This is a genomic window from Catenuloplanes sp. NPDC051500 (assembly GCF_044454585.1).
GTDB lineage: Bacteria > Actinomycetota > Actinomycetes > Mycobacteriales > Micromonosporaceae > Catenuloplanes.
Genome location: NZ_JBITDX010000003.1, coordinates 174,685 through 188,291 on the forward strand (window position 1 = coordinate 174,685; position 13,607 = coordinate 188,291).

Annotated in this window: 11 protein-coding genes; 9 read left to right on the forward strand and 2 right to left on the reverse strand. The window is 72.1% G+C overall.

The features are described 5' to 3' along the window. The 7 genes from ACIA8K_RS07405 to ACIA8K_RS07435 all read left to right on the forward strand — a co-directional run bounded on the left by ACIA8K_RS07405 (position 1) and on the right by ACIA8K_RS07435 (position 7,269). Positions 1-420 (forward strand): ATP-binding protein, encoded by a 420-nt coding sequence (locus ACIA8K_RS07405; protein ID WP_396056694.1) that lies wholly within the window; start codon positions 1-3, stop codon positions 418-420. A gap of 37 nt (positions 421-457) precedes the next feature. Next, entirely contained in the window at positions 458-1,453 is a 996-nt protein-coding gene (locus tag ACIA8K_RS07410) for a SpoIIE family protein phosphatase (protein ID WP_396056011.1), read from the forward strand. Then, a complete protein-coding gene (locus ACIA8K_RS07415) occupies positions 1,450-2,811 on the forward strand; it encodes a sensor histidine kinase (protein ID WP_396056013.1) in 1,362 nt (453 codons plus the stop codon). The genes ACIA8K_RS07410 and ACIA8K_RS07415 overlap by 4 nt, the downstream gene beginning before the upstream one ends. Continuing rightward, the gene (locus ACIA8K_RS07420; RefSeq protein ID WP_396056696.1) at positions 2,811-4,367 is read left to right on the forward strand and encodes a SpoIIE family protein phosphatase; all 1,557 of its coding nucleotides are present in this window, start codon (positions 2,811-2,813) and stop codon (positions 4,365-4,367) included. The genes ACIA8K_RS07415 and ACIA8K_RS07420 overlap by 1 nt, the downstream gene beginning before the upstream one ends. 153 nt (positions 4,368-4,520) lie before the next feature. Beyond that, entirely contained in the window at positions 4,521-5,057 is a 537-nt protein-coding gene (locus tag ACIA8K_RS07425; protein WP_396056015.1) for a PadR family transcriptional regulator, read from the forward strand. Further along, positions 5,054-5,737 (forward strand): ABC transporter ATP-binding protein, encoded by a 684-nt coding sequence (locus ACIA8K_RS07430; protein WP_396056017.1) that lies wholly within the window; start codon positions 5,054-5,056, stop codon positions 5,735-5,737. The genes ACIA8K_RS07425 and ACIA8K_RS07430 overlap by 4 nt, the downstream gene beginning before the upstream one ends. Then, positions 5,734-7,269 (forward strand): FtsX-like permease family protein, encoded by a 1,536-nt coding sequence (locus ACIA8K_RS07435; protein WP_396056019.1) that lies wholly within the window; start codon positions 5,734-5,736, stop codon positions 7,267-7,269. Before ACIA8K_RS07430 ends, ACIA8K_RS07435 begins: the two co-directional genes overlap by 4 nt. 3 nt (positions 7,270-7,272) lie before the next feature. On the opposite strand, the gene ACIA8K_RS07440 is transcribed toward ACIA8K_RS07435, so the two are convergent. Continuing rightward, on the reverse strand, positions 7,273-8,532 hold the full coding sequence (locus ACIA8K_RS07440; RefSeq protein WP_396056021.1) for an FAD-binding oxidoreductase: 1,260 nt from the start codon (positions 8,530-8,532) through the stop codon (positions 7,273-7,275). Positions 8,533-8,650: 118 nt separating this feature from the next. On the opposite strand from ACIA8K_RS07440, the gene ACIA8K_RS07445 reads away from it, so the two are divergent. Beyond that, complete coding sequence (locus tag ACIA8K_RS07445) at positions 8,651-10,735, forward strand: S9 family peptidase (protein WP_396056023.1); 2,085 nt, start codon at positions 8,651-8,653, stop codon at positions 10,733-10,735. Between the two features lie 53 nt (positions 10,736-10,788). Next, on the forward strand, positions 10,789-11,364 hold the full coding sequence (locus ACIA8K_RS07450; protein WP_396056024.1) for a DUF4352 domain-containing protein: 576 nt from the start codon (positions 10,789-10,791) through the stop codon (positions 11,362-11,364). Between the two features lie 99 nt (positions 11,365-11,463). On the opposite strand, the gene ACIA8K_RS07455 is transcribed toward ACIA8K_RS07450, so the two are convergent. Further along, complete coding sequence (locus ACIA8K_RS07455; protein ID WP_396056026.1) at positions 11,464-13,524, reverse strand: SpoIIE family protein phosphatase; 2,061 nt, start codon at positions 13,522-13,524, stop codon at positions 11,464-11,466. Positions 13,525-13,607: the final 83 nt, after the last annotated feature.

A 13,607-nucleotide genomic window follows, 5' to 3' on the forward strand; every position in this document is an offset into this window, starting at 1 on the left:
ATCGGCTTCGCCGGCGCCGCAGATGCCGGCGAGACGCTCGCCATCTCCGCCGACGAGGACGTGGTCCGCGTCCGGCAGCTCACCCGCACGGTCGCGGTGAAGGTCAAGCTTTCCCTGGTGGACCAGACGAAACTCGTCACGGCAGCCAGCGAATTGGCCCGCAACACATTGGTCTACGGTGGTGGCGGCACGGCCGAGGTGACCATCGTCGACAACGGGCGACGGCGGGGTGTACGAATAGTGTTCAGTGATCAGGGTCCCGGCATCGTGGACCTCGGCCTCGCCCTTACCGACGGCTACACCACCGGCGGTGGGATGGGGCTCGGGTTGAGCGGTTCCCGGCGCCTGGTGGACGAGTTCGACATCGAAACCGCGGTCGGCCAAGGCACCCGCATCACGGTGACCAAGTGGGCGCGCTGACGCGCCCCCTCGGGCGCTGAACGTCAGAGGGGCGCACATGTCCGACGAGGGCACCTGGTTTCGCATCGACAACGCCAGCGTGGTGTCCACGGTCCGGCGCGCCACCGACCGCCTCGCCGAGAGCCTCGACCTCTCCGAGAAGCGCACGGCCGACCTGGCCATCGTAGCGGCGGAGCTGGCCGGCAACCTGCTCAAGCACACGAACGAGGGCACGCTGCTGCTGCGCCCGGTGCGCAGCGGCGACGTCGCCGGCGTGGAGCTGCTCGCGGTCGACTCCGGCCCCGGCATGGCAGATCTGGCCCGCTTCATGCGCGACGGACATTCCACGTCCGGCACGCTGGGCATCGGGCTGGGCGCGATCGTCCGCCAGGCCGGCTGGACCGATGTCCACTCGGTGCCGGGCAAGGGCACCGCGTTCGCCGTGCAGGTGTGGCCGGCTGAGACTCCCGAGCCGGCCTGGGCCGCCGCGGTCACCCGCCCGATCACCGGCGAGGAGATCAGTGGCGACGCCTACGAGATCCGCGTCGCCGACGGCAGGCACCAGGTGATGGTCGCCGACGGCCTCGGGCACGGGCCGCTTGCGGCAGCCGCCAGCCATGCCGCGGTGAATTCGTTCCGTAACGCTCCGGCCGTACCCCCGGCTGCTCTGCTTGAGATCGTGCACCGTGAGATCTCGCACACGCGCGGCGCCGCGCTCGCCATCGCGGAGCTGGACGCGGCGGCCGGTGTGGTGCGCTATTCCGGGCTGGGCAACATCGCGGGCACCATCATCGAGGGCATCAGCCGGCGCGGCCTGGTCTCGCTGCCGGGCATCGCCGGTCACCAACGGCGGCAGATCCGGGAGTACGACTACCCGATCAGCCGCGGCGCCGCCCTGGTGATGCACTCGGACGGCGTCGTGGACCGCTGGCAGCCCGGCGACTACCCGGGCCTGAGCTCGTCCTCGCCGGTGCTGATAGCGGCGACAGTGATGCGCGATGCCGGCGTGCGCCGCGACGACGCGTGTGTGCTTGCCGCGAGGCTGCCGTCATGAGCAACGTGCTGCTCAGGATGGCCCTGCGCCGCGAGCACGACATCTTCGTGATCCGGCAGCGCGGGCGCGAGGTGGCGGCCGCGGTCGGCGTGGAGCACCAGGACCAGATTCGGCTGGCGACCGCGCTCAGCGAGCTCGGCCGCACGCTGCTCGCCGTTCCCGGCGGCGCGGACGTGGCATTTGTTGCGGAACCGGGTACACCTCCTAGGCTGGTGGTAGAGATTGTCGCCGGACCGGAGGCGGCCGCCGTACTTGCCGGCGTCCCGGTGGTGACCGCCGTAAGGCGTCTGGTGGACGGGTTGGAGACCGATGGTGGCGAGAGTGCGACGCGTGTGCGGCTGTCTCGCCGTCTCCCGATCGGCGCCGCGCCTTTGACCAGCGAGCGCATCGCAGCGCTGCGCGAGCAACTGGCCGCCAACGAGCCTGGCACGCCGCTCGACGAGCTGGCCGTGCAGAACCGTGAGCTGCTTGCCGCACTTGACGAGGTCCGCTCCCAGCGCGACGAGCTTGCCGAGACGAACAGCGGCGTCATGGCGCTCTACAACGAGCTGTCCCAGGAGCTCGAGGAGACCAACCGCGGCGTGGTCGCGCTCTACAACGAGCTCGACGAGAAGTCCGCGCAGCTCAAGGCCGCCAGCGAGGCGAAGAGCCGGTTCCTGGCGAACGTCAGTCATGAGCTGCGCGCACCGGTCACCGCTGTCATCGGCCTGACCCGGTTGCTCGCCGACTCCGGCTCCGACCCGCTGACGCCCGAGCAGGCGCGGCACGTGGATCTGATCCGCGGCTCCGCCACCGACCTGCTCACGCTCGTCAACGACCTGCTCGACCTGGCGAAGGCGGAGGCCGGGCGGCTGGAGCCGACCTGGACCGAGGTGGATCTGCGCGCGCTCTTCGGCCAGCTTCGCGGTACGTCCCGCGCGGTGATCACCCGTCCGGAGGTGGAGCTGCTGGTGGAGGACCCGCCGCCCGGCTCGATTGTCGTCTCGGACGAGGCACTGCTCGCCCAGGTGCTGCGCAACCTGCTTACCAACGCGATCAAGTTCACCGAACGCGGCACCGTCGAGATGTCGCTGCGCGCGGCGACCGGGCCGAACGACTGGGAGATCGAGGTCTCGGATACCGGCCGCGGCATCCCGGCGGAGCTGCACGAGCGTATTTTCGAAGAGTTCTACCAGGTGCCGGGCAGCTCAACCGGGCGCACCGGCACCGGCCTCGGCCTGCCATATGCGCGGCGGCTGGTCACGCTGCTCGGCGGCTTCCTGCGGATGGCGAGCGAGCCCGGCAAGGGCAGCGTGTTCACTGTCGTCCTGCCTCGCCGGCCCGCTGTGCCGGCGTCGGCAAAGCGCGACGAGGGGTGATAAGGGTGCAGGTCGATCCGGCGACGGTGCTTGTGGTCGATGACAACCCCACCAAGCGCTACCTGCTGGTGAGCTGGCTCAGCCGCGCCGGTTACACAATCGTGGAGGCGGAGACCGGTGCCGAGGCGCTGGTGATGGTCGATGCCAAGCCGATCGACCTGGTGGTGCTTGACGTGCGGTTGCCGGACATGTCCGGCTTCGACGTCTGCGAGCAGATCAAGGGCAATCCGAAGCACGCGGCGCTGCCGGTCGTGCACGTCTCCGCGCACGCGGTCGACGTGTCCGATCGCGCGCACGGCCTGAACCGGGGCGCGGATGCGTACCTGGTGGAGCCGATCGAGCCGGAGGAACTGGTCGCCACCGCGCAGGCGGTGCTGCGTTACTACCGCGCCCGCAAACAGGCCGAGCTGCTCGCCCAGCGGATGGCGCTGCTCGCCGAGACCACGCTCGCGATCAACTCCGCGCCCGACTTCCTCCGACTGCTCGAGGCCGCGGCCTCGGGCACCGCGAAGATCTTCGAGGGGCCCGCCGCGGTGGTCACCGCGACCGGCGACGGCGACTTCTGGGCGGCGACCAGCGACGGGCCGGAGCAGCAGCCGACACTGCGCCAGTGGACCCCGGAGCCGGGCCGGGAGCCCTCCGTCGGTACCTCGTTCCGCAGTGACCCGCCCGAGGCCTGGCCGCTGCTGGCCTGGCCGGAGAACGACGAGGTCGGCGTGGCCGCCACCCGCATCCGCCCGGACCGCCCGGCGGTCTACGTCGCGGTCCCGGCCTCCTACAACATCCCCGGTGCGCCGGTGCTGCGCCAGCTCGCCCAGGCGATCGCGGCCGCGGTGGAGGCACAGCGCTCCTACGACGAGGAGCACCGGATCGCCATCACGCTCCAGCGCAGCCTGCTGCCCCGCAGTCTGCCGATCGTCGCCGGCCTGGACCTGGCCCGCCGCTACGAGCCGGCCAGCGCGCACACCGAGATCGGCGGCGACTTCTACGAGCTCACGATGATCGACGGCCGCCTCCTGGTCGCGATCGGGGACGTGTCCGGCCATTCGCTGCACGCCGCCACCGTGATGGCGGAGCTGCGTCACGCGCTGCGCGCCTACGCGGTCGACGGACACGAGCCCGGCGCCGTGCTCACCCGGATCAACCATCTGATGCTGACGCTGCTCCCCGGCGAGGTCGCCACCGTCTGCCTCATGTTCATCGATCCGGCCAGTGGTCACGTCCAGATGGCCAACGCCGGCCACCTGCCGCCGCTGCTCATCGCGGACGGCCGCGCGACCTACATAGAGGAGCGCGGCCCACTGCTCGGGTTGCGCGCCGACCGCCCGGCCGACGCGGAGTTCGTCGTGCCGCCGGGCGCCACGCTCGTGCTCTACACGGACGGCCTGATCGAGCGGCGCGAGGCCGTCATCGACGAGGGTTTCAGCGCGCTTGCCGGGGTGGCGCTCTCCGGCATCGACGATCGCCTGGACGACTTCTGTGACAGGTTGCTGACCGAGCTGACCGGCCCGGAGATGAGTGACGACATCGCGGTCATCGCACTGCGCCGGCTTTGAGCGCTGCGCCGGCTTTGAGCGCTGCGCCAGCTTTGAGCACTGTGACATCGGCGTTGAGCACTGTGACATGGCGGCCTGTCGGGCCGCTGAGCTGCGCTTTCGTACCCCCGGATCGGTTGACAGCTTCTATTCGCTGAGTGAATAGTAGCGGCCATGTCCACAAGCCACGTGCTCCTGGGGCTGCTCGCCGAGGGACCCAAGCACGGATACGAGCTCAAACGCGCCCACGACGCCTGCCTGCCGCGGGCCAAGCCGCTGGCGTTCGGCCAGGTCTACGCAACGCTCGGCCGGCTCCAGCGGGACGGCCTGGTGGCCGAGGGCGACCGCGACCGGGACAGCGGCCCGGAGCGGACCAGTTTCGCGCTCACCGACCAGGGCCGCGAGCGGCTTGAGGCCTGGCTCGCCGAGGTGGAGGCGCCCGCCCCGTTCGTGGCGAGCGCGCTGCTGGCCAAGGTGATGGTGGCGCTGCTTGCCGCGGACGGGCGACAGGCGGGGCGCTACCTGACGGCGCAGCGGGCCGCGCACCAGCAACGGCTGCGCGAGTTGACCGCGGCGAAGCTCGACCCGGAGTCCGGCCTCGGCGACGTCATCGCCGCCGACTTCGCCATCTCTCATCTCGACGCCGACCTGCGGTGGATGGACACCACAATCGCGCGCGTCGCCGATCCGAACCGGGGTGTTCGATCATGAACGAGGCAATCCTCTCCGCACGCGGGCTGGTCAAGTCGTACGGCGCCTCGCCCGCGATGCGCGGTGTCACGTTCGACATCGCGGCCGGCGAGATCGTCGCGGTGACCGGCCCGTCCGGGTGCGGCAAGTCCACGCTGCTGCACTGCCTGGCCGGCATCCTCCGGCCGGACGCCGGCGAGGTCGTCTACCGGGGGCAGCGCGTCGACCTGATGCCCGAGTCGGCCCGCGCCCGGCTGCGCCGCTCCGACCTGGGCGTGCTGTTCCAGTTCGGCCAGCTCGTCGCGGAGCTCACCGCGGCGGAGAACGTGTCGCTCCCGCTTCTGCTCGCCGGCACGGGGCGGCGAGCGGCGCGGACCGCGGCGCTGACCTGGCTGGAGCGGCTCGGCGTGGCCGATCTGGCCGGCCAGCGCCCGGGTGAGGTGTCCGGCGGTCAGCAGCAGCGGGTGGCGCTGGCCCGCGCGCTTGTCACCGAGCCGCGCGTGCTGTTCGCGGACGAGCCGACCGGCGCGCTTGACACGCTCGCCGGCGAGCAGGTGATGGGCCACCTGGTCCGGCTGGCCCGCGCGCACCGGACCGCGGTCGTGCTCGTCACGCACGAGCCCCGGATCGCCGGGTACGCGGACCGCGAGATCGTCATGCGCGACGGCGAGCTGGCCGACGCGATGGCGGTGGTCCGGTGAGGCCCGGCGCCGCGGTCCGGCTCGCGCTGGCCGGCACCCGCACCGACACGCTCCGGGTCGCGCTGACCGGCGTCAGCGCCGCACTGGCCTCGGTCGCCGTGCTCAGCGCCGCGACCGTGCTCTCCATCCGTGGGGGCGACGCGCCCTGGTACCAGTCCGACCTGCTCCAGCAGCCCGGCCTGCGCCCGGGCGTCGCGATCGCGTTGTTGCTGCTCTGCGTGCCGGTGCTGGCGCTGGCCGCGCAGTGCACCCGGCTCGGCGCGCCGGCCCGCGACCGGCGGCTGGCCGCGATCCGGCTGGCCGGGGCAACGCCCGCGCAGACGCTCGCGGTGGTTACGGTCGAGGCCGGCCTGGCCACGCTGATCGGCACGCTCGCCGGTCTGGGGCTCTTCTTCGGCGGCCGGGTGGTCCTGGACCGGCGGAACGCGGCCGGCGAGCTGTGGCTGCCCACCGACGTGCTGCCGCCGGTCTGGGTCGTCACCGCGGTCGGCCTGGCGCTGCCGGCGATCGCCATGCTGCTCGGCGCGCTGCTGCTACGCCGTGTGCGGGTCACGCCGTTCGGCGTGGCCCGGCAGTCGGACCGGCTCCGGACGCCCCGCACCTGGCCGGCGCTGCTGCTGGTGATCGGCGTGGGTGTCGCCGCCGCGTCCGGGCCGCTGGCCTCGACGCTCGACCGTGGCGTGGTCGGCCGGATTCCGGCGCAGGTGATCCTGCCGGTGCTGTTCGCGGTGTCGGTGGGCCTGGCGGTCGGCGTGATCGCCGGAACCAGCTCCATCTCCTATGTGGTGGGCATCGTGCTGCGGCGCTGGGGGCGCACTCCGGCCATGCTGCTGGCCGGCAGCCGGCTGATGACCGATCCGTGGAGCGGCAGCCGGGTGCTCGCCGCGCTGCTGGCCGCCGTGCTTGTCGGCGGCGTCTCGATCGGCGTCCGTGCCCAGTTCGCCGCGCAGTACGCGGCCGACGTGGAGGCGGACCGGCTGTGGATGGCCGCGGTCGGCGAGACGATGATGGCGGACCCCGCGGCGAACGACTTCTACATGAACGCGATGGACCTGGTGAACCTGGCGATCGCGATGGCGGTAGGCATCGCGGCGGTCGCGCTGCTGGTCGCGGCCGGGGAGAGTCTGGTCTCGCGCCGCCGCGCCTACGCCTCCCTGGTCGCCTCCGGCGTGCCGCGCGGCGTGATCGGCCGGTCGGTCGTCTGGCAGCTCTTCGCGCCGGCAGTGCCGTCGGTGCTGATCTCGGCAGTGGTCGGCTGGCTGATGACGCGAAGCACCGGGAACACTGTGACGTCCGGCGGTACGAACGGCACGATCTGCCTGACCGAGGGTCCGGTTTGCAGTGACCCGGTGCTTGGCGCGCCCTACCTACGGGAGGTCGACCTGGACCTGATCGTGCACGCGGTCCCGGTACCCGTGGAGGGCCTTCTGCTGCTCACCGGCGGCGCGCTTCTCGCGGTCCTGGCGACCGTCGCGGTCAGCATGTTCTTCCTGCGCGCCAGCACCGCGGCCGACGAGCTGCGGGCCGCGTGACGGTCAGGGTCCGCACGGGTTGACGACCGCGCGGACCGGAGCCGGGGCGGAGAGCACGGTGCAGGAGCCGTCGCGGGCCAGCAGGATGCCGCGGAGCACGTCGATGAGGGCGGAGACGCGTGCGGGCGTCAGGCCGGCGGGGAGGGCGGCGTGGATGACGCCGACGCCGGCCCGGCCGCGGACCGGCACCGGGGCGCCGAGCGCGTCGCGCAGTGCGTAGACCGCGGCGTGCAGGTCGGCTGGTGGCACGTCGATGCGCAGCCCGATCTCGCCGGTGTCGAACGGCACCCGGCCCCACCAGTGCGGCGGCGCGCCGGACGTCTTCGCATCGCCGCCGAGCAGGTCGACAAGGACCGCCGAGCGGACGCCGACCGGCGCCGGATCGCCCTCAAGCAGGATCGAGAGCGTGCCGGCGATGTCGCGGGTGCCGCGCTGGCGGGGGATGCCTGCGGGCCGCCCGGCCGGCAGGTCCAGCTCGACGGCGTCCGGATGGACGGGCGAGGCCCGGATGCCGAGGACCAGGTCGCGCGCCTCAAGCGGGCTGGACACGGTGCGGGAGACCCAGAGCCGGGCGCCCGGGCGGGGCAGCACCCGCAGCGTGGCGGCGGTGATGATGCCGGGTAGCGGGTCGGCGCAGCCGGACAGACGCGCGGGGCGACGGGGATAGCCGCCGAGCAGGCCCGCGTGACCGAACGCGCCGGGAAAGCCGCCCGCGTCGCCGAACGCGCGGAGCGCATCGCCGGTCAGCTCAAGGAACTCGCCGTCGAGCGTGACGCAGCGGAGGCTGAGCACCTGCTCGCGCGGGGAGCCCCAGCGGTGCCGGAGCGGGCCGGTCTCGTCCGCGGCCAGGACGCCGCCGATCGTGGGCCCTTCGGACGGTGGGTCGAGGGCGAGGCGGCGGCCGACGCCGGCCAGCACCGTCTGGACGGAGCGCAGCGGCGTGCCGGCGCCGACCTCGACCAGCAGATCGGCCTCGGCGTGGCGGCGCAGACCGGCCAGCCTGCCGATGTCCAGGACCAGATCCAGACCGTCCGGCGGTACGCCCCAGTCGATCTTCGTGCCGGCGCCGCGTGCGGCGACCGAGAGGCCGTCCCGGGCGGCCTGGCTCAGCAGGTCCCCGGTGGCCTCCGAGTGCGGTGGGGCCGCGACCCAGCGGGGTTCGACGCCCGCGACCGCGTCGGCGGGGCCACCGGCGCGGGCGAACTGCGGGCCGCAGATCTCCAGCAGGCGGCGCAGCACGGTGTCACCGGTGCTCGCTCCCATGACCATCCCCCACCCGTCGGCAACCGCGGTTTATCGTACACGTGTTCGAACGACTTTCCGCAAGATCTCTGTGCACGGTTCCGGGCGCGCCCGTGCACGGCCGGTAACGTGGGGAGGCGTGACCACCGAGACACCCCGACCGCCGATCGCGAAGCGCGTGCCCACCGAGCGCACGCACCACGGCGACACGGTCGTGGACCCCTATGCCTGGCTTACCGACAAGGACGATCCGGAGACGATCGCCTACCTCACCGCGGAGAACGAGTTCACGGACGCGGCCACCGCGCACCTGGCCGGGCTGCGCGAGAAGATCTTCACCGAGATCAAGGACCGGACCCAGGAGACTGACCTCTCCGTGCCGTCCCGCAAGGGCGAGTACTGGTACTACACGCGCACCGCGGAGGGCAGCCAGTACGGCATCCACTGCCGCCGCGCGGTCGCGCCCGGCGAGACCGTGCCGCCTGATGGTGGGCCGCTCGACGGCGAGGAGGTGCTTCTCGACGGCAACGTGCTGGCCGAGGGGCACGAGTTCTTCGCGCTCGGCACGTACGACGTGAGCCCGGACGGACGCCGCCTGGCCTACTCGGTGGACTTCGCCGGTGACGAGCGGTTCACGCTGCAGGTCAAGGACCTGACCACGGGCGAGCTGCTTGCCGACGCCGTGCCGGAGGTGTCGTACGGCAGCGCCTGGTCCGCAGACGGCTCCGTGCTGTTCTACATGACCGTCGACAGCGCCTGGCGGCCGTACCGTGTCTGGCGGCACGTGATCGGCACGCCCGCGACCGACGACGTGATCGTGTTCGAGGAGCCGGACGAGCGGTTCTGGGTGGGCGCCGGTCTGACCCGGTCGGAGAAGTTCATCCTGATCGAGGCCAGCAGCAAGATCACCAGCGAGGTACGGGCGATCCCGGCCCATGCGCCGCTGAGCGAGCCGGTGCTTGTCGCGCCGCGCCGGCAGGGCGTCGAATATTCGGTGGAGCACCACGGCCACCGGTTCCTGATCCTGCACAACGACGGCGCGGAGGACTTCGCGCTGGCGTACACGTCGGCCGACAACCCGGGTGACTGGGTGCCGATGATCGCGCACGAGCCCGGCACCCGGCTGGAGTCGGTCGACGCGTTCGCCGGCCACCTGGTGGTGTCGCTTCGCAAGAACGGGCTGACCGGCGTGCGCGTGCTTCCGGCCGGCGGTACGGACAGCTTCGACCTGGAGTTCCCGGAGCCGCTCTACGACGTCGGCCTCACCGCGAACCCGGAGTACGACACCACCGAGATCCGGCTGCACTACGCCTCGTTCGTCACGCCGGGCTCGGTCTACGACTACGACCTGATCACCCGTGAGATGACGCTCCGCAAGCGGCAGCCGGTGCTTGGCGACTTCGACCCGGGGGCGTACGAGCAGCACCGCGAGTGGGCCACGGCCGAGGACGGCACCCGCATCCCGATCTCGCTCGTGGCGCGCAAGGGCATCGCGCGGGACGGTACCGCGCCGCTTGTCCTCTACGGTTACGGCTCCTACGAGTCCAGCATGGACCCGTACTTCTCGATCGCCCGGCTGTCGCTGCTCGACCGCGGCGTCGTCTTCGCGATCGCGCACGTGCGCGGCGGTGGTGAGATGGGCCGCAGGTGGTACGAGGAGGGCAAGACGCTCACCAAGCGGAACACGTTCACCGACTTCGTGGCCTGCGCCGAGCACCTGACCAAGGCCGCCTGGACCTCCAGCGACCGGATGGTGGCACGGGGCGGCTCGGCCGGCGGCCTGCTGATGGGCGCGATCGCGAACCTGGCGCCGGAGGCGTTCACCGGCGTGGTGGCCGAGGTGCCGTTCGTCGACGCGCTCAACTCGATCCTCGACCCGTCGCTGCCGCTCACCGTGATCGAGTGGGAGGAGTGGGGCAACCCGCTCGAATCGGCCGAGGTCTACCACTACATGAAGTCGTACACGCCCTACGAGAACGTGACGCAGCAGGCGTACCCCCAGATTCTGGCCATGACCGGTCTGAACGACACCCGCGTGCTCTACCACGAGCCGGCGAAGTGGGTGGCCCGTCTGCGGCACGTGGTGCCGGACGGGACGTTCCTGCTCAAGACGGAGATGGGCGCGGGTCACGGCGGCCCGAGCGGCCGCTACGACGCGTGGAAGGAGGAGGCGTTCGTCCTCGCCTGGATCCTGGACCGGCTGGGTCGCGCGAACGCATCCTGACACATAGGGCAGAAGCCTAGAATCGGACTGTCACCGACAGCCCGGGAGGCGGGATGAGCAGCCACGACAAGCAGCCGCTCATCCCGTTCTCCAGCCAGGGTGCCAAGATTGCGCTGATCGTCGGCCTCGCCGCGGCAGTGATCTCCGCCTGTTGCTGCCTCGGCGCCGGGCTCGCCGTGATCACCTGGGGCCGTGACCTGCACCGGACCGCACTGAACAGCCTGCTGCCAAGCGCCGGCCTCAACCAGCCGGTCCGCGACGAGCGGATCGCGTTCACAGTGCACGGCGTGCGCTGCGGCCTCGACGCGCTCGACGGGCTCTTCTCCAGCCAGGCCGCGACCGGCCAGTTCTGCCTGGTCGAGCTGAGCGCAAGCAACCTCGGCACCCGCCGCCTGACCATCTCCGACGCCGCCCAGCGCGCCGTGCTCTCCTCCGGCCGGATCTGCGCCGCGGACACCGTCGCCGGCCTGATCGCCAACGGCGACCGGCAGGTCTTCCCGTCCGACCTGCGCCCCGGCCGCTCCGTCACCGGCCTGATCGTCTTCGACATCCCGCGCGGCACCGGCATCCACCGTCTGGAACTGCACGAGAGCACATCGTCCGGCGGCGTCCGCGTCACGCCGCGTTGACCCCATCACAGTCAGATTTTCCCACTCGGTGGGTGGTCGCGGCCCGCACGCTCCCGCGGGCTCACCACCCGTGGGTGGTCCCGAAAAACCGGCGGGCGTCTACGGCTCGTTCCGGAGCACAAGAATCGCGATGTCGTCCCGCGGCGGATCTATCGAGAAGCCGATCGCTGTGGAACGGAGGCGGGCCGCGACCACGTCCGCCGAATAGCCGGCCAGCGGGCCCGCTGCGGTGCGGAGACGCTCCGGGCCGAACAGCTCGCGGCCACGGCGGCGTTCCGTGACGCCGTCCGTGTAGAAGACAAGCGCGTCGCCCGGGCGGATCTGCACGTCAGTAGCCGGTGACGCGATCGCGTCGATGAGGCCGAGCGCGGTGCCGCCGGTCCCGATGAACTCGGCCCGCCCGTCCGACCGGATCAGCACCGGCCGGTCGTGCCCGGCGAGGTAGAGCGTCGTGTCGAGCAGCCCGGACGCGTTCTTCCCGATCGCCGCGAGCGCAAGCGTGCAGTAGCGCCCGCCGCCGCGTTCGACAAGCGTGTCGTTGAGCCGGGCCAGCACCTCCGGCAACGGCTTCCCGTCCCGGGCGAGCACCCGGATGACGTCCCGCACCAGCCCGGTCACGGCCGCGGCCTGGACGCCCTTGCCGGACACGTCACCGACCACGACCAGCCAGCGGCCGTCCGGCAGCGGCATCACGTCGTAGAAGTCGCCGCCGACCTCGGTGTCCGAGCCGGTCGGCACGTACTCCGCGGCGAACCCGATGCCGGGCACCACGGGCAGCACCGGCGGCAGCAGCGACTGCTGGAGCGTACGCGCCACCCGCCGCCGTTCGTCGTGGATGCGTGCGTTGTCGATGGCGAGCCCGGCGCGGCGGGCCACGTCCTCAAGCACCGCGACCTCGTCCGGATCGTGGCGCTGGCGGTTGTGCCGGCCGACCGCGAGCGTGCCGAGCGCCTGACCACGGGCGATCAGCGGCAGCGCGATGCCGTCCGTGGGCGCGCCGAGCGCCGCCTGCCCTCCGGTACGGGACACCTCGCGCAGCCGGGCGAGCGCGGAGTCCGGCCCGCTCTCCTTGAGCGCGGCATGCAGTTGCGGGAGCGCCGACTCGTCCGCGTGGATTGCGGTGGCCAGCTCCAGGCGCCCCCACTCGTCAGTGGTGTGCACCGCGCACCACTGCCCGAGGCGCGGCACCACAAGCTGCGGGATCAGCGCCATGGTCAGCTCGACGTCGAGCGACTGGGCGAGCAGCTCACTCGCCTCGGCCAGGAACGTGAGCCAGGTCTGCCGGCGCAGGTCCGCGCGGCGGAGCCGGTCGTTCTCCAGGTGCAGCGAGAGACGTTCGGCGACGAGCGTGGCGAGCGGTGCGGCGTACCCGGACGGGGCGGTGTCGAGTTCGAGTTCACCGCTGTAGGGCCTGTGCACCGCGAGCGGCACCCGCACGGTGGGCGTGTCCGGCCGGGGTGCGCGGCCGTACCGCGCGAGCAGCTGCTGGCCACCGCCGTCACCGCGGTCGAGCCGGACCACACCGCCGGCGGCACCGACCAGTTCGCACACGCGGGCGAGCAGATCTGTGGCGAAGTCGCCGAGCGCGTCCTCGCCGTACGGGTCGGGCGCGGACTGCAGCAGCGTGGCGAGCGCCTTGGCACTCGGCGCCGCGCCGTCACCGACCGCGCTCTCCGGCGGCCCGATCTCCGGCAGCCGGCCGTCGGCCGCGGACGCCGGCGCGTGCCGGTCGAGGCGGAACCAGACGCCCTTGCCGTGCCGCAGATGGGTGGTGCCCCACCGGCTGGAGAAGTGGTCGACGAGCAGTAGGCCACGCCCGCGTTCGGACACTTCCGAAATATCGGTTTCCTCGGTACGCGGACGCGCGGCAAGCGTCTCCAGCTGCCCGGCCGCGAAGTCGGTGACCGTGACGGTCAGCCCGTGGCCGTCCGCGACGACCTCTATCTCCAGCTCGGTCCGGGCGTGCACCACCGCGTTCGTGGACAGCTCGGTGGTCAGCAGCAACGCCTCGTTGAGCAGCTCGTCAAGGCCGCCCTCGCCGAGGACCGCCCGCACGACGGCCCGCGCCGCGGCGGGTGTCCGCCGGTCCGCGGGCAGCCTTACCCGGCGCACGTGCTCCTGGCGGACCCGGTCCGGCCCGCCACTGGCCTCGGCTGACACGCTTGCATCCTCCACTGAAAGGGTGGCCCTCTCCAAGCCGGACGCTCGCACCCGAAGGGTGAAAGGCGCAATGATGACATGGT

What these genes read in the sequence shown, in the direction of transcription:
- ACIA8K_RS07425 (WP_396056015.1), top strand. Translation starts at nt 4,521, where the DNA reads ATGTCCACAAGCCACGTGCTCCTGGGGCTGCTCGCCGAGGGACCCAAG.
- ACIA8K_RS07430 (WP_396056017.1), top strand. Translation starts at nt 5,054, where the DNA reads ATGAACGAGGCAATCCTCTCCGCACGCGGGCTGGTCAAGTCGTACGGC.
- ACIA8K_RS07415 (WP_396056013.1), top strand. Translation starts at nt 1,450, where the DNA reads ATGAGCAACGTGCTGCTCAGGATGGCCCTGCGCCGCGAGCACGACATC.
- ACIA8K_RS07440 (WP_396056021.1), bottom strand. Translation starts at nt 8,532, where the DNA reads ATGGGAGCGAGCACCGGTGACACCGTGCTGCGCCGCCTGCTGGAGATC.
- ACIA8K_RS07450 (WP_396056024.1), top strand. Translation starts at nt 10,789, where the DNA reads ATGAGCAGCCACGACAAGCAGCCGCTCATCCCGTTCTCCAGCCAGGGT.
- ACIA8K_RS07410 (WP_396056011.1), top strand. Translation starts at nt 458, where the DNA reads ATGTCCGACGAGGGCACCTGGTTTCGCATCGACAACGCCAGCGTGGTG.